Source organism: Pelagibius marinus (assembly GCF_014925385.1).
Lineage (GTDB): Bacteria > Pseudomonadota > Alphaproteobacteria > Kiloniellales > Kiloniellaceae > Pelagibius > Pelagibius marinus.
Genome location: NZ_JACSDK010000003.1, coordinates 165217 through 184220, shown reverse-complemented (window position 1 = coordinate 184220; position 19004 = coordinate 165217). Strand labels below are relative to the sequence as shown.

Here is a 19004-nt window from a genome sequence, read left to right as displayed (position 1 = left end):
GGGAGATGACAAGATGTCCACCAACCCTCCCCGTGCTGTCTTCGTCATCCGGGAGACCGAGTACGAAGCCCTGCTCGCGCGTCATGCGACGCGTGAGCAGGCCCGGTTCTTCCTCGAGACACGCGGACAAAAACTCGAGACGGTGGAAGCACGCCACCAGCACTTCACCAAGGTTCTCAAGCAGGCGCACGATGCGGTGCCGGCGGACTGGCGCCAGGCTACGCTCGCCCGGGCCGACCTCGACCGCTTCCACTTCGCCCCGGAAGACGTCGTGGTGGCGGTCGGCCAGGACGGCCTGGTCGCCAACGTCGCGAAATATCTAAGCGGCCAGCCGGTGGTCGGCGTAAACCCCGATCCGGCGCTCTTCGACGGCGTGCTGGTCCGCGTTCCGCCGGAGGGACTGGCCAAGGTGCTGCCCGCCGTGGTGCAGGAGGACTGCGGCCTGGAGCGCCTGACCATGGCCGAAGCCAGACTGGACGACGGCGAGCGCCTGCTGGCGCTCAACGAGATCTTCGTCGGCCACCGCAGCCACCAGTCGGCGCGCTACGAGATCGTCCACGGCGACAAGCGGGAAGCGCAGTCGTCGAGCGGCCTGATCGTCGCTTCCGGCACGGGAGCGACCGGCTGGGCGCGGTCGATCAGCGAGGCAACCGGCATCCGCTTCCCGCTGGACCGCCAGGAAGCGGCGCTGGAGTTCTTCGTGCGGGAGCCTTTCCCCAGCGTCACCACCGGCACCTCGATCCGGGCCGGTCGGCTGGACCGCGACCACCCGCTGACGGTGATCTCGCGCCAGAACGAGGACGGCACCATCTTCGCCGACGGCATCGAGCAGGACCGTCTGGCCTTCGATTGGGGCCGGCGCGTCGAGATCGGCGTCGCCAGGGAAACGCTGAACCTGGTAAGCCCGTGAGAGCCTGCGAGAACTTCTAGAGCCCCTGCGGGCCCCGGGAGATGGCGACCACGCCGGTGCGCGAGACGTCGACCAGGCCCAGCGGCTGCATGAGGTCGATGAAGACGTCCAGTTTCTCGCTCTTGCCGGTCATCTCGAAGACGAAGTGGTCGTGCGAGGAGTCCACCACCCGGGCGCGGAAGATGTCGGCGATGCGCAGGGACTCGACCCGCTTGTCGCCGCTGCCGGCGACCTTCACCAGGGCCAGCTCGCGCTCCACCGAGGCGCCGTCCATGGTCAGGTCGCTGACCCGGTGGACCGGCACCAGGCGGTCGAGCTGCGCCTTGATCTGCTCCAGGATCTGCGGCGTGCCCGAGGTCACCACGGTGATGCGCGAGAAGCGCTGGCGCGGGTCGACCTCGGAGACCGTCAGGCTCTCGATGTTGTAGCCGCGGCCCGAGAAGAGGCCGATGACGCGCGCCAGCACGCCGGGTTCGTTGTCCACCAGCACCGCGATGGTGCGCGCTTCGATTTCTTGGTCTTTATGATTGGCCATGGCTCTGACCGGGGGCTTCCGGGCCCCCGCTTTCTATCTGTCGATCCGGGTTCCGAAGGATGAAGAGGCGTCGCTGTCTCGCGGCCCTATACGAGAACCATGCCTTCCTCGGAAATCGGCTTGCCGACCTTGTCGTCCGGGCCCAGCAGCATCTCGTAGTGCGCCGCACCCGAGGGGATCATCGGGAAGCAGTTTTCATCCTTGGTCACGAGGCAGTCGAAGACCACGGGCTTGGGCGTGTCGATCATCTCCATGATCTTGTCGTCCAGCTCGTCGGCCTTCTCGCAGCGGATGCCGACGGCGTGGAAGGACTCGGCCAGCTTCACGAAGTCCGGCAGCGCCGCCGAGTAGCTCTCGGAGTAGCGCCCGCCGTGCAGCAGCTCCTGCCACTGGCGCACCATGCCCATCCACTGATTGTTCACGATGAAGATCTTGACCGGCAGATTGTACTGCGCGATGCACGACAGCTCCTGAATGTTCATCAGGATCGAGGCCTCGCCGGCGACGTCGATGACCAGGGCGTCGGGATGGGCACGCTGCACGCCCATGGCCGCGGGCATGCCGTAGCCCATGGTGCCGAGGCCGCCGGAGGTCATCCAGTGGTTCGGCTGCTCGAACTTGAAGTACTGGGCCGCCCACATCTGGTGCTGGCCAACTTCCGTGGCGATGTAGGGGTTGCGGTCCTTGGTCAGCTCGTAGAGCCGCTTGATGGCGTGCTGCGGCTTGATCTCCTGGCCCTTCTGCTCGAACTTCAGGCAGTCGCGGGCGCGCCATTCCTCGATCTTCTGCCACCAGGCCTTCAACGCCTTCTGGTCCAGCTCCAGCTTGCGCGCCTGCCAGGCGGCCAGCAGATCCTCCAACACCGAGCCGGCGTCGCCGACGATCGGCAGGTCGACCATCACGTTCTTGTTGATGGAAGAGGCGTCGATGTCGACGTGGATCTTCTTGGAGCGCGGCGAGAACTCGTCCAGGCGCCCGGTCACGCGGTCGTCGAAGCGCGCGCCGATGTTGATCATGACGTCGCAGTTGTACATGGCGAGGTTCGCCTCGTAGGTCCCGTGCATGCCCAGCATGCCGAGGAACTGCGGATCGCTGCCCGGATAGGCGCCGAGGCCCATCAGCGTGTTGGTGCAGGGCACGCCAAGGGTGCGCACGAAGCGGGTCAGCAGCTCGCAGGCCTTGGGCCCGGCGTTGATGACGCCGCCGCCGGCATAGACGATGGGGCGCTTGGCCTGGGCGATCATCTCCACCGCCTCGGCGATCTTGTGATCCTCCGCCTTGGTCTGCGGGCGGTAACTGCGGTGCGTCACCTCTTCCGGCGCCACGTAGTGATCGCTCTTGCCCTGCAGCACGTCCTTGGGCAGGTCGACGACCACCGGGCCGGGGCGCCCGCTGCGCGCCACGTAGAAGGCCTCGTGCATGATGCGCGGCAGGTCGATGATGTCCTTCACCAGGTAGTTGTGCTTGGTGCAGGGCCGGGTGATGCCCGTGGTGTCGGCCTCCTGGAAGGCGTCGTTGCCGATCAGGTGCGTCGGCACCTGGCCGGTCAGGCAGACCACGGGGATGGAATCCATCAGCGCGTCGGTCAGGCCTGTCACCGCGTTGGTGGCGCCGGGGCCGGAGGTCACCAGCACCACGCCGACCTTGCCGGTGGAGCGGGCATAGCCTTCGGCGGCGTGCACGGCGCCGCCTTCCTGGCGCACCAGGATGTGCTGGATGTCGTTCTGCTGGAAGAGGGCATCGTAGATCGGAAGTACGGCGCCGCCGGGATAGCCAAAAATGACGTCAACACCCTGGTCCTTCAGGGTCCTGATCAACATCTCCGCACCGGTCTTCTGTTCCGCCGACATCGTCTTCTACCTTTCGTCTTGCCGTCTTTCCGCCGGGCCCCGTTCCTGGCCGCCTTCGGCTATCAAGGAGGGGCCGGCGCAACTCAACACCACATAAAATAGGCCGGCAGAACCGGCCAAACGCGAACAATTGCCAATGATTTCACACCCTTCGCCCGCCGTTTTGCGGGTGAAGGAGGCGGACCCTAGACCCTTAGCCCGGGTCGGTCAATAGATTTTGACGAATTTTCGCAAAAGTTTCCACCCTTTGACTTTCTGAATATTGCGTTTCCATGACGTTAACCGTCGAATCGTTACCGAGAAACTGGTGCCGCAGCCAGGTCATCTGCCGCTTGGCGTAGCGCCGGGTCGCCTGCTGGGCCTCGGCCAGGGCCGCTTCCAGGCTGAGCTCGCCGGCCAGATGGGCGGCGAACTCCGGCACCCCCACCGCCTTCATGACCGGCAGCGCCGGGTCGAGTCCCAGCGCCAGCAGCGCCTCCACCTCCTCCAGCGCGCCCCCTCCTTCCGACCTGGGCCCGACCATGGCCTCCAGGCGGGCGTCGCAGGCGGCGTAGAGCGCCGGGCGCGGCGGCAGCAGGCAGAGCCGGGCGAAGCGGTAGGGCGCCGGGGTGGCGGGCGCGGCCTGCCACTCGGCCAGCGACCGCCCGGTCGCCGCCAGGACCTCCCAGGCGCGCAGCAGGCGCTGGCTGTCGCCCGGCTCCAGGCGCGCGCCCATCACCGGATCGCGCTCGGCCAGGCGGGCATGGAAGGCGGCCTTGCCCAGCTCCGCCAGTTCGGCGCGGGCGGTGGCGCGGACCCCGGCCGGGATCTCGGGCACCGTGTTCAACCCCTCGGCGAAGACCTTGAGATAGAGGCCGGTGCCGCCGACCAGAATCGGCAGGCGGCCCGCCGCCAGGGCGGCCTCGACCTCCGCCAGGGCCATCCCGCGCCAGCGCCCGGCCGAACAGGCCTCGGCGCCGGAGAGCACGCCGTAGAGCCGGTGCGGCGCGGCCTTCAGCTCGGCGCCGCGCGGCCGCGCGGTCAAGAGCGACAGCTCCCGGTAGACCTGCATGGAGTCGGCATTGATCACCGTGCCGCCCCACTGCGCCGCCACGGCGGCGGCCAGGGCCGACTTCCCCGAGGCCGTGGGACCGGCGATCATCATCACCAAGGGTTTCTGCTCGGCTTCAGGCATGTGAACGTCGTGACTTCGGGGGCATGAAGGCTGGCCCATCGCGGCTGTGCGCTTGCGGGAATGGGGGCGGCCTCTGTATAAGCCGCCGATGCACTACGTGCTTACCGTGATTGGGGACTCGCACTCAAGGCCGCTGTCGACGGCCCTGGTCGATGCCGCGCGCCGCGCCATCGACAACAGCCACAGTGCGGCCGGCGCGGCCCACTGGCTGGCCGACGACGTCGCCTGCGACATCACCTTCGAAGGCAGCGAGCCCACCATTACCCAGGCCCTGGTCCGCGAAGCCCTGGGGCCCTCGCCCCTGGACCTGGCGATCCAGCCCGCCGCGGGCCGGCGCAAGAGGCTGCTGGTCGCCGACATGGAATCGACCATCATCCGCGAGGAGATGCTCGACGAGCTGGCCGAGGTGGCCGGCATCCACGAGGAAGTGGCTGAGATCACGGCGCTGGCCATGGCCGGCGAGCTGGACTTCGAAGCGGCCCTGCGCGAGCGGGTCGGCCTGCTGAAGGGCATGCCGCTGACGGCCCTGGAGGAAGCGGCCGAACGCATGACCCTGGTGCCCGGCGCCCGCGCCCTGGTGGCGACCATGCGCGCCAACGGCGCCTACTGCGCCCTGGTGTCCGGCGGCTTCACCTGCTTCACCAACCTGGTGCGCGAGGCCTGCGGCTTCGACGAGGACCGCGCCAATCAGCTGGCGGTGGCCAACGGCGCGCTGACCGGCGAGGTGGTCGCCCCGGTGCTGGGCCGTGCTGCCAAGCTGCAGGCGCTGGAGGAACTCTCGGCGGCCCACGGCCTGGTGCCCAACGACGCCTGCGCGGTGGGCGACGGCGCCAACGACCTGGACATGCTGGGCGCCGCCGGCCTGGGGGTCGCCTTCTACGGCAAGCCCAAGGTGCGCGCCGCCGCGCACTACCGCATCGACCACGGCGACCTGACCGGCCTGCTGTACCTGCAGGGCTACCACGCCGACGAGATCCGGGAAGCCTAGGAAAAGGAAGATCGGCAAAGAAAAACGGCGGCCCGAAGAGGCCGCCGTTTCGCTTAAGAGGCTTACCGCGTGCGGATCAGCTCTGATCGATCCTGACGGCCACCCATTGGAAGTCGCCCTGGCGGAACACCAGCAGGGTGACCACCCGGTAGCCTTCGGACTTGGCCCGTTCGACCTTCTCGACCACGTCCGCCGGGGTGGCGACCTCTTCCTGGTCGACCTCGACGATGACGTCGCCCGCCTTCAGGCCCTTCTCGGCGCCGGAGCTGCCTTCCTTCACCTCGGTGATGACGACGCCCTTGGTCGCCTCGTCCAGGCTGAAGCGGCTGCGCAGTTCGGGCGTGATCTCGCCGAGCGCGAGGCCGAGGGATTCCATCTCCTTCGGCTTGGTCTCCGGCGGCGTCTGCGTCGCCGGGGCGGTGGCGACCTGCTCTGCCTCCAGCTCGCCGATGGTGACGCGCAGCTGCTTCTCCGCGTTCTTGCGCCAGATGGTCACGTCCACCGTGGAACCCACGCTGGTCTCCGCCACCATGGCCGGCAGGCGGCGCATCTCCGGCACCTCGCGGCCGTTGAACTCCAGGATCACGTCGCCCTGCTCGATGCCGGCGGATTCCGCCGGCCCGCCTTCGGTGACCGCGGCCACCAGGGCGCCGCGCGGCCGGTCGAGCCGCAGGCCCTCGGCCAGCTCGTCGGTGACGTTCTGGATGCGCACGCCGAGCCAGCCGCGCCGCACCTCGCCGGTGTCGCGCAGCTGGGCGATGATGTTGCGGGCCATGGAGGACGGGGTGGCGAAGCCGATGCCCACCGAACCGCCGGAGGGTGAGAAGATCGCCGTGTTGATGCCGATCACCTGGCCGTCCATGTTGAACATCGGGCCGCCGGAGTTGCCCTTGTTGATGGCGGCGTCGGTCTGGATGAAATTGTCGTAGCGCCCGGCGTTGATGTCGCGCTGGCGCGCCGAGACGATGCCGGCGGTCACGGTGCCGCCCAGGCCGAAGGGATTGCCGATGGCGACGACCCAGTCGCCGATCCGCGTCTTGTCGGAATCGCCCCAGGTGGTGGACGGCAGGGGGCGGTCGGTCTCAACCTTCAGCAGCGCCAGGTCCGTGTCCTTGTCGCTGCCGACGATGGTGGCTTCCAGCGAGGTGCCGTCGGAGAGCACCACCTCAACCTCATCGGCGTCGGCGATGACGTGGTGGTTGGTGACGATGAAGCCGCTGGGCTCGATGATGAAGCCCGAGCCGAGGGAACTGCCCCGGCGCTGCTGCTGCGGCGGCGGCTCGCCGCCTTCGCCGCGGCGCTCGAAGAACTCTTTGAAGAATTCCTCGAACTGCTCGGCCTGGCCGCCCTCGATGGTCTGGCTGGTCTGGATGTTGACCACGGTGGGCAACAGCCTTTCCGCCAGGTCGGCAAAGGTGTCGGGTGCCGAACGCGCCTGCACCGCCGACGACCAGGCCAGGATCAGAAGGGCCGTGAACAGCGCAGCCGCGCCCAACAGCCCTTGCAGGGGCAGCCAGCGCGAGGCTGGCGCCGGCCGCGTCACGGCGCGCGCCGTGACGCCCCGCCGCTGGATGGGAGGCCGTTGCATTCCGGAAATTCGAGTCACTGTCAGTTCTCTCCCTCGCTTGGAGATGCGCTCCGGCAGGGCGGATGCCCTGGAGGCTCCTGAAGCGTCGCTTAGCGCTATCTGGAACTATTGGAGCGGAGTTTGTAGGCCCTCTCAACAAAAAGTGTATCACCAGCAGGCTGCGATACGAAGTGGGCGAATTTGTGGCGCTATCACGCCATTCCCGCGTTTCCTAACCGCGCAGCAGCCACACCAGGAAGACCCCGAGGGAAGCCGCCACGATGCCGCCGATCCGCAGGGAGTCGGGCGGCATTTCCGCCAGCATTTCAACGATTTGGCGCAGGCGCCGCGGAAAGATCGCCAGAAACAGCCCCTCGATCACCAATACCAGGGCCAGCGCCGTGAAAAAATCGGTCATAGCGGGCGCCGCCTCAGCCCCGACGGCCGGCGGGGAGGCGCCGCGGCGCCTCCCGGACCTTCCGGGGCGGCCGGCTAGTTGCCGGCACCCTCTTGAGCCTGGTTGAAGAAGCTGAAGAACTCGCTGTCCGGCGACAGGACCAGATAGGTGCTGTCGGCGCCCAGCGAGGCGCTGTAGGCCTGCATCGAGCGGTAGAAGTTGAAGAAGTCCGGATCCTGACCGTAGGCGTTGTTGAGGATCTCGGTCCGCCGCCCTTCGCCCTGACCGCGCAGGATCTCCGACTGGCGCTTGGCCTCGGCGCGGATCACCGTGGCCTCGCGGTCGGCCGCGGCCTTGATGCGCTCGGACTGCTCGAAGCCCTGGGCGCGGAACTCCGCCGCCTCGCGCTCACGTTCGGAGCGCATACGGTCGAAGACCGATTCCCGCGTCTCGTCCGGCAGATCGGCGCGACGGATACGCACGTCGACCAGGACGATGCCGAAATTCCGCGTCTCCTTGTCCACGCTCTCGCGCAGGTCGGCCAGGATCTGCGTGCGCTCGTCGGAGAGCACCGACGACAGGGTCGAGTTGCCGAGGATCTGGCGCAGACGGTCGTTGATGATCGTGCTGAGGCGCGGCCGGGCCGTCTCCTCGGCCCGCACGGTCTGGAAGAACAGCAGCGGATCGTCGATGCGATAGCGGGCGAAGACATCGACGATCAATCGCTTCTGGTCCGACAGCAGGATGTTCTCCGCCGGCGGGTCCAGGTTCAGCACCCGCTTCTCGTAGTACTGGACGTTCTGGATCATCGGGACCTTCCAGGCCAGCCCGGGCTCGGCGATGACCCGCTTGGGTTCACCGAACTGCATGACGATGGCCTGCTCGCGCTGGTCGACGGTGAAGAGGGCGCCATAGGCGGTCAGGCCCAGGACGACGATCACGGCACCGATGATGAAATTCGTGCTCAAGCGCATGGCGTCGTCTCCTCAGTTGCCGCTGCCGCTGCCGGTCGAACCTGACCGGCCGCGTAGTTCGTTCAACGGCAGATAGGGGATCGCCCCGCCCCCACCTTGACGGTCCAGGATCACCTTGTCGGTATCGCTCAGCACGTCCTGCAGAGTCTCCAGGTACATGCGCCGACGGGTCACGCCCGGGTTCTGCTTGTAGGCGTTGAAGACCGAGAGGAAGCGCTGGGCCTCGCCTTCGGCCTCGTTCTCGAGCTGCTCCTTGTAGGCCTCGGCCTCCTGCACGACACGCAGCGCATCACCGCGGGCGCGCGGCAGGATGTCGTTGCGGTACCTGTCCGCCTCGTTGCGCGCACGGTCGCGGTCCTGCTGGGCGCGCAGCACATCGTTGAAGGCGTCGATCACCGCGCGCGGCGGCTGCACGTCCTGCAGCGCCAGCTCGGTGATCTCGATCCCCGCCTCGTACTCGTTGAGGGTGGCCTGCAAGAGGGTCCGTGTCTCCGCCGCCACGGTGCCGCGCGCCTCGGTCAGCGCCGGCTGGATGTCGGTGCGGCCGATGATCTCGCGCATGGCGCTCTCGGCTGCGATCTTCACCGTCGCTTCCGGGTCGCGGATGTTGAAGAGATACTGCCCGGCATCGGCGATCTTCCATTGCACCGTGAAGTCGATGTCGATGATGTTCTGGTCGCCGGTCAGCATCAGGCTTTCCTGCTCCACGTCGCGGCGCGAGGCCCGCGCGCGCTCGTTACCGGAGGAGACGAAGCCGATGTCGATCTGCTGGACCGAGGTGACGCTGGGGGTCAGCGCGCTCTCGATGGGCCAGGGCAGATGCCAGTTGAGGCCGGGCTCGGTCGTCTCCACCCACTTGCCGAATTGCAGCACCACGCCCTGCTCGTTGGTCTGGACCCGATAGAGGCCGGTCAAACCCCAGGCCAAGACCACCACGATAGCGATCAGCAGCCAGGCCGACGGGCCCAGGCCGCCGGAGCCGCCCGGCAGAATGGTGCGAAAACGGTCCTGGCCCTTCTTGATGAAGTCCTCGAAGTCAGGCGGCCTCGGGCCGCCTCCCTGACCGCCGCCGCCACGGCCCCACGGGCCGCCGCCGCCGGATCCGCCGGAGCCTCCGCCGCCGCCCCACGGGCCGCCGCCGCCACCTTTATTTTCCCAAGGCATATTTTCTATCCCTGTTACCGTTTCCGCTACCCTAGCGGGCTTGATCCGTGGGTGAAATCCCCGGGCGTCGGACTTATATCACGGCTGAGCTATTGTTCTAGCCGAGTCTGCCTGCTACCTCCTGCGTGCATATCGGCCGGATCGGGGAGTTTTCAAGGAAATGAGTGGGATCAGCGAAGCCGTCGTACTGGACGCCCTCAAAAACGTCAAAGACCCTATCAAGGGTGAGGATATTGTCGCCCTGGGCATGGTCTCGGGGCTGATCATCAAGGACGGCAACGTCGGCTTCGCCATCGAGGTCGATCCCCGCCAGGGCGAGGCCATGGAGCCCCTGCGCAAGGCGGCGGAGAAAGCCGTCTACGATCTGGAGGGCGTGACCTCGGTCACCGCCGTGCTGACCGCCGAGCGCGCGGCGCCCCAGAACGGCGGGGCGGGCGGCGGCCAGGCGGCCCCCCACGGCCAGCAGGCAGCCCCCGGTCAAGCTTCAGCGGGTCCGGGCGGCGCCATGATCCCCGGCATCCGCTCCATCATCGCCGTGGCCAGCGGCAAGGGCGGCGTCGGCAAATCCACCGTCACCACCAACCTCTCCCTCGCCCTGGCGCAGCTCGGCCTCAAGGTCGGCATCCTGGACGCCGACATCTACGGCCCCTCGCAGCCGCGCATGCTGGGCATCAGCGGCCGGCCGACCTCGCCCGACGGCAAGACCCTCAATCCGATGGAGAACTACGGCATCAAGTGCATGTCCATGGGCTTCCTGGTGGCCGAGGACACGCCAATGATCTGGCGCGGCCCCATGGTGCAGAGCGCCCTGCAGCAGATGCTGCGCGACGTCGACTGGGGCGAGCTGGACGTGCTGGTGGTCGACATGCCGCCGGGCACCGGTGACGCCCAGCTGACCATGGCCCAGCAGGTGCCGCTGAGCGGCGCCGTCATCGTCTCGACGCCGCAGGACATCGCCCTGCTGGACGCCCGCAAGGGCCTCAACATGTTCCGCAAGGTGGACGTGCCGGTGCTGGGCATTGTCGAGAACATGAGCGTCTTCGTCTGCCCCAACTGCGGCCACGAGTCGCATATCTTCAGCCACGGCGGCGCCAGGCGCGAGGCCGACAAGCTGGGCATGGAGTTCCTCGGCGAGATCCCGCTGGACATCGAGATCCGCGAGACCTCCGACGGCGGCCGACCGGTGACGGTCTCCAAGCCCGACACCCCCAACGCCCAGATCTTCCTGGCCATCGCCAAGCGGGTCTGGGAGAAGGTCTCGGCCCAGAGCGGCGCCGGCCGCGAGGCCCCCAAGATTGTCATGCAGTAGGCCGGGTGCCGCAAGTCAGCTTGGCGCCTCGCGGCCCTACGACTCGCGGAGACGTGACTGCGCCTTGATTTGCGGCGCGCGGGCAAACGCGCGATCCTCCAGACGCTTCACTTGCGCGAAGGGGAGATTCCGCATGTTCCGCAGCAGGCTTTCACGCCGCCACTTCCTCGCGGCCGCCGTCGCAGCGGGCCTCGCCGCCGGCGCCGCCGGCCCGGCGCAGGCCCTCGATCCCACCTTCAACACCGACGGGCTGGCCATCCAGGGCTACGACCCGGTGGCCTACTTCACCGAGGGCAAGCCGGTCTATGGCAAGCCCGAGTTCACCTACGACTTCGCCGGCGCGACCTGGCAGTTCGCCTCCGCCGCCAACCGCGATACCTTCGCCGCCGAGCCGGAGCGCTACGCCCCGCAGTACGGCGGCTACTGCGCCTGGGCGGTCTCCGAGGGCTACACCGCCTCGACTGACCCTGCGGCCTGGCGCATCGAGGGCGGCAAACTGTACCTGAACTACTCCAAGTCGGTGCAGAGCCGCTGGGCCCAGGACATCCCCGGCAACATCTCCAAGGCCGACGCCAACTGGCCGGGCCTCAAGGGCGCCAACTAGCCTTTCCGGGGACCTAGGCCTTGCCGATCACGGCCTGATCTCGATCGGCGTACCGTCGGGCACCAGCCGCCATATTTCCTCGATCTCCTCGGAGGTGACGGCGATGCAGCCCGCCGTCCAGTCGCGCGCGCTATGGGCCCCGCCGATCCAGCCCAGGCCGTTGGGCAGGCCGTGGATCATGATCATGCCGCCGGGGTCCTCGCCCGCCGCGGCCGCGGCGGCCTTGTCCGCGGCGCTGGGATAGGAAATGTGCAGGGAAAGGTGATAGGCGCTGTCGGCGTTGCGCCAGTCGATGACATAGCGCCCTTCCGGGGTGCGGCCGTCACCCTCGCGGCGCTTGTGGCCTTCCGGGGCGAAGCCCAGGGCGATGTCGTAGGCGGCGATTTCCGCCGCGCCGCGCCGCAGGACCAGCCGGCGCTCCCCTTTCAGCACCACCACGGCGGTCGCGCGCTCGCCCGCCGGGGCCAGGGGCGGCGGCGTCCCGGCCTGCACCGCGGCCGGCAGCGGGGTCAGGCAGAGGAGGCAGATCAGGAGCGTGCGACAGGGCAGCGGACGCAAGGGCGGGTCTCCGGCAGAGGCGCAGCTTGTGCAACCTCTGTCGGATTAGCCGCCAAATGCGGCGAGATTCCGGCGGCCAGACGGCGAAGTTCAGCCGCCGAACATCTTCTTCAGGTTTTCGAAGCCGGCCTCGTAGATGCCGCTGATGGCCTCGATCGCCGCGCTCTCCGGCGCGCCCTTAGCCTCGAACTCGCTCGACCACTCGACGGTGCAGCCGCTGCCCTTGTCGTCGCCGCGTACCCGCAGGGTCGCGGTGTAGTTGGAAACCGGCAGCGGGCCCGACAGGATGGAATAGGTGTAGAGCCGCTCCTTGTCGTCGATCTGCTCCAGCTTCTCTTCGATGGTGCCGCCGCCCATGAGGGACAGCTTGCGCAGGGTGCCGCCGTCTTCCTTCTTCAGTTCGCTCTTCTCGACGGCGGGATGCCAGTCGGGCAGCGCGTTGAAGTTGCCGATGACCGCCCAGACGGTCGCGGCCGGCACCGGCAGATCGGCGGATGAACTGACTTTGGTCATGGCGCGGGACCTCCCCATTTTCTCTTTGTCGTTGCGCGGCGGAGGGCCTATCGCGAAAAGCCCCTCGCCGGCCGAAGTGTAGAACCCCGGCGGCGGCGGCGACAACCTGCCCGGAAGGACAGCTTGACCCTGGTTGAGGATTGTGGGCCCAGGGAAGGGGGGCCGGGCCAATCCGGCCGGGGCCGCTTTCACCCTTTGTTAAGCCCGCGCTGCGAGGCTCCGGCAGTCCGCTTGTGCCCGGGGCCAGACGCCAAAATGATGCAATATGTGAAGCCGCCGCTCGCGCTGCTGCGCCGCCTGATCGACCGGCAGACGCAGTCCAGCGACATCGCACTGGACGTCTACTGCGCGCCCAATCCGCTGCTGCGCGAGTTCTTCTGGGCGCGCCTGTGGATGCTCACCCTGCTGATCCGGCGCTTTTCCAAGCCGGAGGGCGCCTGCCTGGACTTTGGCGGCGGCAGCGGCATCTTCATGCCCAGCCTGGCCAGCGGCTTCCGCTCGGTCGACCTGATCGACCTGAACACCGCCCAGGCCGAGCAGATGCGCGAGGCCTACGAGCTCTCGAACGTCCGCATCACCAATGCCAACATCAAGGACTTCGACTTCGGCAGCGGCCGCTTCGACGCCATCGTCGCCGCCGACGTGCTGGAGCACTTCGAGGATCTGAGCTTCCCCATCGAGCGCATCCGCCACTGGCTGGGCGCCAGGGGCGTGCTCTACACCTCGCTGCCCTCGGAAAACCTGGCCTATCGCCTGCTGCGCGTCGTCTTCGGCAAGCAGAAGCCGCACGACCACTACCACGCCGCCTGGCAGGTCGAGCAGTTCCTGCGGGAGAACGGCTTCCGCAAGGTTTTCGGGATCTACCACCCGCTGTTCCTGCCGCTCTTCCCGCTGTTCCGCATCAGCGCCTGGCAGAAGGCCTGAGCCCAAGGCCTGACGGCAGCCCCCTCCCCGGTGCTCAGCGCCGCTCCAGCACCACGATACTGAAATCCGGCTGGCCTTCGCCGCCGGAGACCGGCGCGTCGCGCCGCACCTCTTCCCAGAGCGCGGGATCGAGATCGGGAAAACGCGTGTCGCCCTCGGGACTGGCATGGACCTCGGTCAGGTAGACGCGGCGGGCCAGCGGCAGGGTCAGCTCGTAGATCTGGCCGCCGCCGATCACCATCACTTCCGCCGCCCCGCTGTCCGCCGCCAGGTCCTGGGCGCGTGCCAGCGCCGCTTCGGTGTCGGGAAAGACTTCCACGCCCTCGGCATGGAAAGCCGGGTCGCGGGTGATGACCAGGTTGGGGCGTCCCGGCAGCGGGCGGCCGATGGACTGGAAGGTCTTGCGGCCCATGACCACCGGCTTGCCCAGCGTCTGGGCCTTGAAGAACTTCAGGTCTCCGGAGAGGTGCCAGGGCAGGCCGCCCTCGCGCCCGATGACGCCGTTGTCGGCGCGCGCGACGATGAGGGCGAGCGGCACGCCCGTTTCGGCGGAGTGGGCCATGGTTCAGACGGCAACCGGCGCTTTGATGTGCGGATGGGCCTCGTAGCCGACGAGCTCGAAGTCCTCGTAGCGGAAGGCGAAGAGGTCCTTCACCGCCGGATTGATCTTCATAGTCGGCAGGGCCAGCGGCTCGCGCTGCAGCTGCAGATCCGCCTGCTGCTGGTGGTTCACGTAGAGGTGCGCGTCGCCCAGGGTGTGCACGAAGTCGCCGGGCTCCAGCTCGCAGACCTGCGCCACCATCATGGTCAGCAGCGCGTAGGAGGCGATGTTGAAGGGCACGCCCAGGAAGATGTCGGCACTGCGCTGGTAGAGCTGGCAGGACAGCTTGCCCTCGGCCACGTAGAACTGGAAGAGGCAGTGGCAGGGCGGCAGCGCCATCTTGTCGACCTCCGCCGGGTTCCAGGCGCAGACGATGTGGCGGCGCGAGTCCGGGTTGCTCTTCAACTGTCGGAGCAGCTGGCCGATCTGGTCGATGCGGCGGCCGTCCGGCGCCGGCCAGGAGCGCCACTGGGCGCCGTAGACGGGCCCGAGGTCGCCGTTCTCGTCGGCCCACTCGTCCCAGATCCTGACCCCGTGCCGCTTCAGGTAGGCGATGTTGGTGTCGCCCGCGAGGAACCACAGCAGCTCGTGGATGATCGACTTCAGGTGCAGCTTCTTGGTGGTCAGCACCGGGAAGCCTTCGCTGAGGTCGTAGCGCATCTGGTAGCCGAAGAGGCTCTGGGTGCCGGTGCCGGTGCGGTCGCCCTTGTAGCAGCCCTCCTCGCGCACCTTGCGCAGGAGGTCGAGGTATTGCTTCACGTCGGTCCTTCTCGCCTTCGGGTCATTCTTGAGATCCTGGCTCCGGGTCGTCTCGGGGCCGCTTCCCGGCCGGGGCGGGCCCGGAGTCGTCGCGGGCCATTCTAGCGCAGTTGCCCGCCCGAGGTCCGGAATTCTGCGGCGAATCGGGTCAAAACGGCCCATTTCGCCCGCCGCGGCGGGGGACCGCCTAGACCTTTTATCAGCCACCTAAAGTGCTTATATTGGGGGTGCCGGTTCGCCGGCTATGGTGCTAAACGGGCCTGTGGAATAAGCGTTACGGACCCGGGGGCAGTACCCGGCGCCTCCACCAAACCCCTCCAACTCGTCGGTTTCGCGGGATTTTCGGAGGGCTCTCTTGGGGGCGAAATAGGATCGACGTGCGTGGTAAAGATGGGTTCGGTGCCCGGCATGGTACCGCCGTTATCGGGCCGAAACTATAGTTGCGAACGACAACTACAGTGAGGCACGCCTCGCCGCTTAATGCGGTCAGGTTAGCCAAATCTAAGTCCTAGGCTCTCACAAGTTTAGGCGGGGTTCGGGGCGCACCTGGCAACAGAAGCGCCCCACCGGGGGCGCGGACGGCAATATATGCGCCCCACCGGGGGCGCGGAAAACAACAGAAGCGCCCCGCTTCAGGTGCGCGAAGCGCGCCCGCGTTGGGGGATATCAATAATGGCAACAACACCCCTCACCTAGGTAACTGGAATTGGTCTGCGGAAGGGCGTGACGGAGGCTATGTCGAACGAGGGGCTGCGATACGACCGCATGGTGGAGGACGCGTTGCGCTCCGTGGTGCGCAAGGCGTTGATCGAAGTCGCCGAACACGGGCTGCCGGGCAACCACCACTTCTATATCACTTTCCGCACCGACCATAAGGACGCCGAGATCCCGGTGGCCCTGCAAGAGCGTTATCCCGGCGAGATGACCATCGTCCTGCAGCACCAGTTCTGGGGGCTGGAGATCGACGAGGACCAGTTCTGCGTCACCCTCAGCTTCGCCGACGTGCCGCACCGCCTGGTGGTGCCCTTCGCCGCCGTCACCGCCTTCGCCGACCCCTCGGTGCGCTTCGGTCTGCAGTTCGACGTGGAGACCTCCGACACCCTGGGCAGCGGTCCCGACAGCGCGGCGCTCTTCGAGCCGCCGGCGGCGGTGCCGGGCGCCGACGAGAAAATCACCGAGAAAAGCGAGGCCGAGAGCCCCGCCGAGGACGAAGGCGAAGAAAAGAAGAGCGGCGAGAAGGTCGTCACCCTGGACGCCTTCCGCAAGAAGTAGCGGCCCGCGCAGAACCGGCGGCAGGCAATTTTTCGATATTCAGGAAGAGCGGAAGCCTTCGGCCTCCCGGGCAGACCTGCCCGCTAGTTGCGCTTGCCCATGGTGGAGGGGTCCCAGCGCTTGGTGGCCTTCTTGCTGGCAGGCTTGCCGATGCTGTTGGCCACGGAGGGGCGGCGCATCAGGCCGACAAACTCCTCGAAGCGCCGCTTCAATTCCCGGCGTTCTTCCAGGGTCATCTCCGACTCAGGGATTTCGCTGAGATCGCGATGGCGAATGTCGTCCATGTCCTGCTCCTTCGGATCCAGGGGCCGCCGGAAGGCGCGATACGGCCTTCCCCGGGGACAAACCCCTGTTCTAGAGCAACCCGCGTCCGGACGGACGCGGACAGGTTGCTCCAACTTCATAAGACAGATCAATTTACCCTCGATCAGGTGATTCCACCTGATCGAGGATTGATCTGGTCCTATCATCCCGCCCCTTGGTTAAGGGAGCGTTAGCTCCCTGGCCGTTCTTGGACCTTCCCCGCAAGGGCATGAAAGCGCTGATGAAAAACACCAACAGCTTGCCGGATTTCCTCACCGACGGACCCGCGGACGCCCCCCTCACCTTCGCCTTCGCCCATGGCGCCGGGGCGCCCATGGACACCCCCTTCATGACCTTCTTCGCCGGGGGGCTGGCGGCCAAGGGCTGGCGGGTGGCGCGCTTCGAATTTCCCTACATGGCCCGGCGCCGGCACGAGCCCAAGCGCCCGCCGCCCGACCGCCAGCCGGTGCTGCTGGAGACCTGGCAGGCGGTGATCGACGACCTCTCGGGCTCTGGGGGCGCCGAGAAGCTGGTCATCGGCGGCAAGTCCATGGGCGGGCGCATGGCCAGCCTGATCGCCGATGAAGCGGGCGTACGCGGGCTGGCCTGCCTCGGCTACCCCTTCCATCCCGCCGGCAAGCCGGAGCGCCTGCGCACCGAGCACCTGGCGGCGCTGAAGACCCCCTGCCTGATCTGCCAGGGCACCCGCGACGCCCTGGGTAAGGCCGAGGAAGTGGCCGGCTACGCCCTGGCCGGAACCATCCGGCTGCACTGGGCCGAGGACGGCGACCACGATCTGAAGCCGCGCAAGGCCAGCGGCCGCAGCGCCGAGCAGAACTGGAGCGAGGCCGTGGATGCCCTGGACGATTTCCTGCGCGCCCTCGCTTAGCTCTCTGCCTTGGCCGCCGCCAGCGCCTCCGGCGGAATGTGCACCAGCTCGTATTTCAGGCCGTCCGGGTCGCTGAAGAAGACAGCGTAATAGCCCGGCAAGTAGTCGTAGGCCGCCGGTGCGTCGAGCACGGTGATGTTTTTTGTCTGCAGCAGCTCGTGGCAGTCGTCGACGCGCTGCCGGCTGTCCGCATTGAAGGCGAAATGATGAAAGCCGGGAGCATAGCGCTCCGCCGCCCGGCCGCGGTGCTCGGGCTTGGCCTGCCACAGGTTGATGGCCGAGCCGTCGCCGGCCAGCCACAACGACATCTCCGGCAGGCGCTCGACCTCCTGATAGCCGAGAAAGCCGAGGACCGGCGCATAGAAGAGCCCGGTCGCGGCCGCCAGGTCGCTGACCGTAACCCCAAGATGATTCATGCTGCCCAGAGTCATCTTCAGATATGCTCGCGAAAGTTTTTTCAAGGGAGCATGGCTATATCAGAACCATCCTGACAACATGCTGTCAGGATGGTTCTGTTAGGGTCCTCGTCAGGAGGAAGGCAGGATGCGCCGAGCTGACAGGTTATTCCAGATAGTTCAAGAACTTAGGCGCCGGAAGCTGGTGACAGCCCGGCACCTGGCGACTGTACTCGAGGTTTCGGAGCGCACGATCTATCGTGACATTCGCGACCTCGCCGCCTCCGGCGTGCCCATCGAGGGCGAAGCCGGGGTCGGCTACGTGCTGCAGCGCGGCTACGACCTGCCGCCGCTGATGTTCACGGAGGAGGAGATCGAGGCCCTGGTGCTGGGCGCCCGGATTATCGAATCCTGGGCCGATCCGGCGCTGGCCAAGGCGGCCGGCGACGTGGTGGCCAAGGTCGAGGCGGTCCTGCCGGACAACCTGCGCGACCATGTCTCGCGCACCCCGCTGTCCGCCCCGGCCGACCACAGGGCGGCGCCCTTGAGCGTCGACGCGGCGGCGATCCGCGCGGCCTTGCGCAGCCGCCACAAGCTGCACTTCCACTACTGCAATGCCGAGGCGCGGGCCAGCGAGCGCAGCGTGCGCCCCCTGGCGCTGGCCTTCTACGGGCCGGTCTGGCTGCTGATCGCCTGGTGCGAGCTGCGCGACGACTTCCGCGCCTTCCGCCTGGACCGCATGGAGCGGATGACGGTGCTGGACGAACGATTTGCCGAGGAGCGCGGCAAGACGCTGCGTGATTTCGTGGCCGTCGACCGGGCGCGCCGGGCGGCGAAGGTCGCGCAAGGCGGCGCGCCGGAACCCGCCCCTGTGCTGGAGCGCCAGCCGGAAGCCGTCGCCGAGTGAGCGCGCCGGCGCAAAAGACCGCCGGGGCCATCCCGCCCTTCATCGCGCGCTGCCTGACGCTGCTGCTGCCCCTCGGGCCGGCGGCCCCACGGCGCATGTTCGGCGGCTGGGGCTTCTTCCTGGACGGCGTCATGATCGCCCTGGTCGCGGGCGAGCGCCTCTACTTCAAGACCGACAGCCAGACCGCGGCGCGTTTCGCCGCGGCCGGCGCCGAGCCTTTCGTCTATCACCGCCAGGGGGCGCCGGTCACCCTGTCCTACTGGAGCGCCCCGGCCGCCAGCCTGGAGGATCCGCCGGCGCTGCTGGCCTGGGCCGAGCTGGCACTGGGGGCGGCGCGCCGAAGCGCGGCACAGAAGGCCACCCGCAAGCGGCGCAGGCGTGACCGCCCCCAGTAGTTCACCCTCAAGTCAG

The 19004-nt window shown here is 67.6% G+C and carries 22 protein-coding genes and 1 other RNA gene; 10 read left to right on the top strand and 13 right to left on the bottom strand.

Annotated features, from left to right (window positions below; genetic code table 11):
- Positions 1-13: 13 nt before the first annotated feature.
- Positions 14-910 carry a diacylglycerol kinase catalytic domain-containing protein gene (locus H7X47_RS06135; RefSeq protein ID WP_193367765.1) on the top strand — a complete coding sequence of 299 codons (897 nt, stop codon included), beginning with the start codon at positions 14-16 and terminating at the stop codon, positions 908-910.
- Positions 911-926: 16 nt separating this feature from the next.
- On the opposite strand, the gene ilvN is transcribed toward H7X47_RS06135, so the two are convergent.
- The 3 genes from ilvN to miaA all read right to left on the bottom strand — a co-directional run bounded on the left by ilvN (position 927) and on the right by miaA (position 4469).
- On the bottom strand, positions 927-1445 hold the full coding sequence (gene ilvN / locus H7X47_RS06130; protein ID WP_193367764.1) for an acetolactate synthase small subunit: 519 nt from the start codon (positions 1443-1445) through the stop codon (positions 927-929).
- 86 nt (positions 1446-1531) lie between these two features.
- On the bottom strand, positions 1532-3295 hold the full coding sequence (locus tag H7X47_RS06125) for an acetolactate synthase 3 large subunit (protein ID WP_193367763.1): 1764 nt from the start codon (positions 3293-3295) through the stop codon (positions 1532-1534).
- Positions 3296-3488: 193 nt separating this feature from the next.
- A complete protein-coding gene (gene miaA / locus H7X47_RS06120) occupies positions 3489-4469 on the bottom strand; it encodes a tRNA (adenosine(37)-N6)-dimethylallyltransferase MiaA (protein WP_193367762.1) in 981 nt (326 codons plus the stop codon).
- A gap of 88 nt (positions 4470-4557) precedes the next feature.
- Between miaA and serB the strand changes: the two genes are divergently transcribed.
- Positions 4558-5457, top strand: a complete 900-nt coding sequence (serB, locus tag H7X47_RS06115; protein WP_193367761.1) for a phosphoserine phosphatase SerB — start codon at positions 4558-4560, stop codon at positions 5455-5457.
- 76 nt (positions 5458-5533) lie between these two features.
- Here serB and H7X47_RS06110 read toward each other — a convergent pair whose 3' ends face one another.
- From H7X47_RS06110 to hflK, 4 genes are all read right to left on the bottom strand, one after another.
- The gene (locus H7X47_RS06110; protein ID WP_193367760.1) at positions 5534-7045 is read right to left on the bottom strand and encodes a DegQ family serine endoprotease; all 1512 of its coding nucleotides are present in this window, start codon (positions 7043-7045) and stop codon (positions 5534-5536) included.
- Between the two features lie 211 nt (positions 7046-7256).
- The gene (locus H7X47_RS06105; protein WP_193367759.1) at positions 7257-7442 is read right to left on the bottom strand and encodes a DUF2065 domain-containing protein; all 186 of its coding nucleotides are present in this window, start codon (positions 7440-7442) and stop codon (positions 7257-7259) included.
- 74 nt (positions 7443-7516) lie between these two features.
- On the bottom strand, positions 7517-8395 hold the full coding sequence (gene hflC / locus H7X47_RS06100; RefSeq protein WP_193367758.1) for a protease modulator HflC: 879 nt from the start codon (positions 8393-8395) through the stop codon (positions 7517-7519).
- Positions 8396-8407: 12 nt separating this feature from the next.
- Positions 8408-9559, bottom strand: a complete 1152-nt coding sequence (gene hflK, locus H7X47_RS06095) for an FtsH protease activity modulator HflK (RefSeq protein ID WP_193367757.1) — start codon at positions 9557-9559, stop codon at positions 8408-8410.
- A gap of 160 nt (positions 9560-9719) precedes the next feature.
- On the opposite strand from hflK, the gene apbC reads away from it, so the two are divergent.
- Together apbC and H7X47_RS06085 are read left to right on the top strand one after the other, a co-directional pair.
- Positions 9720-10868, top strand: a complete 1149-nt coding sequence (apbC, locus tag H7X47_RS06090; protein ID WP_193367756.1) for an iron-sulfur cluster carrier protein ApbC — start codon at positions 9720-9722, stop codon at positions 10866-10868.
- A gap of 133 nt (positions 10869-11001) precedes the next feature.
- Positions 11002-11472: a YHS domain-containing (seleno)protein gene (locus H7X47_RS06085; RefSeq protein ID WP_193367755.1), complete on the top strand. Its 471-nt coding sequence runs from the start codon at positions 11002-11004 to the stop codon at positions 11470-11472.
- A 27-nt stretch (positions 11473-11499) separates the two neighbouring features.
- On the opposite strand, the gene H7X47_RS06080 is transcribed toward H7X47_RS06085, so the two are convergent.
- Both H7X47_RS06080 and H7X47_RS06075 read right to left on the bottom strand, forming a co-directional pair.
- Positions 11500-12030, bottom strand: a complete 531-nt coding sequence (locus tag H7X47_RS06080) for a L,D-transpeptidase family protein (protein WP_193367754.1) — start codon at positions 12028-12030, stop codon at positions 11500-11502.
- Positions 12031-12120: 90 nt separating this feature from the next.
- Positions 12121-12543: an SRPBCC family protein gene (locus H7X47_RS06075; RefSeq protein WP_193367753.1), complete on the bottom strand. Its 423-nt coding sequence runs from the start codon at positions 12541-12543 to the stop codon at positions 12121-12123.
- A 255-nt stretch (positions 12544-12798) separates the two neighbouring features.
- On the opposite strand from H7X47_RS06075, the gene H7X47_RS06070 reads away from it, so the two are divergent.
- Positions 12799-13467 carry a class I SAM-dependent methyltransferase gene (locus H7X47_RS06070; protein ID WP_193367752.1) on the top strand — a complete coding sequence of 223 codons (669 nt, stop codon included), beginning with the start codon at positions 12799-12801 and terminating at the stop codon, positions 13465-13467.
- Positions 13468-13501: 34 nt separating this feature from the next.
- Here H7X47_RS06070 and H7X47_RS06065 read toward each other — a convergent pair whose 3' ends face one another.
- Complete coding sequence (locus H7X47_RS06065; protein ID WP_193367751.1) at positions 13502-14029, bottom strand: dihydrofolate reductase; 528 nt, start codon at positions 14027-14029, stop codon at positions 13502-13504.
- 3 nt (positions 14030-14032) lie between these two features.
- Positions 14033-14827 carry a thymidylate synthase gene (locus tag H7X47_RS06060; RefSeq protein ID WP_193367750.1) on the bottom strand — a complete coding sequence of 265 codons (795 nt, stop codon included), beginning with the start codon at positions 14825-14827 and terminating at the stop codon, positions 14033-14035.
- A 190-nt stretch (positions 14828-15017) separates the two neighbouring features.
- On the opposite strand from H7X47_RS06060, the gene ssrA reads away from it, so the two are divergent.
- Positions 15018-15395, top strand: a transfer-messenger RNA (tmRNA) gene (gene ssrA / locus H7X47_RS06055).
- A gap of 167 nt (positions 15396-15562) precedes the next feature.
- Positions 15563-16099, top strand: a complete 537-nt coding sequence (locus tag H7X47_RS06050) for an SspB family protein (protein WP_193367749.1) — start codon at positions 15563-15565, stop codon at positions 16097-16099.
- A gap of 83 nt (positions 16100-16182) precedes the next feature.
- Here H7X47_RS06050 and H7X47_RS06045 read toward each other — a convergent pair whose 3' ends face one another.
- A complete protein-coding gene (locus tag H7X47_RS06045; RefSeq protein WP_193367748.1) occupies positions 16183-16383 on the bottom strand; it encodes a hypothetical protein in 201 nt (66 codons plus the stop codon).
- Positions 16384-16643: 260 nt separating this feature from the next.
- On the opposite strand from H7X47_RS06045, the gene H7X47_RS06040 reads away from it, so the two are divergent.
- A complete protein-coding gene (locus H7X47_RS06040) occupies positions 16644-17291 on the top strand; it encodes an alpha/beta family hydrolase (protein WP_193367747.1) in 648 nt (215 codons plus the stop codon).
- Here the strand turns inward: H7X47_RS06040 and H7X47_RS06035 are convergent.
- Positions 17288-17707, bottom strand: coding sequence for a VOC family protein (locus tag H7X47_RS06035; RefSeq protein ID WP_227010246.1), 420 nt, complete (start codon positions 17705-17707; stop codon positions 17288-17290). The genes H7X47_RS06040 and H7X47_RS06035 overlap by 4 nt on opposite strands.
- Before the next feature lie 127 nt (positions 17708-17834).
- Here H7X47_RS06035 and H7X47_RS06030 point away from each other — a divergent pair, with 127 nt between their 5' ends.
- Together H7X47_RS06030 and H7X47_RS06025 are read left to right on the top strand one after the other, a co-directional pair.
- Positions 17835-18593 (top strand): helix-turn-helix transcriptional regulator, encoded by a 759-nt coding sequence (locus tag H7X47_RS06030; RefSeq protein WP_193367745.1) that lies wholly within the window; start codon positions 17835-17837, stop codon positions 18591-18593.
- Entirely contained in the window at positions 18590-18988 is a 399-nt protein-coding gene (locus H7X47_RS06025; protein WP_319633545.1) for a TfoX/Sxy family protein, read from the top strand. The genes H7X47_RS06030 and H7X47_RS06025 overlap by 4 nt, the downstream gene beginning before the upstream one ends.
- Positions 18989-19004 lie beyond the last annotated feature (16 nt).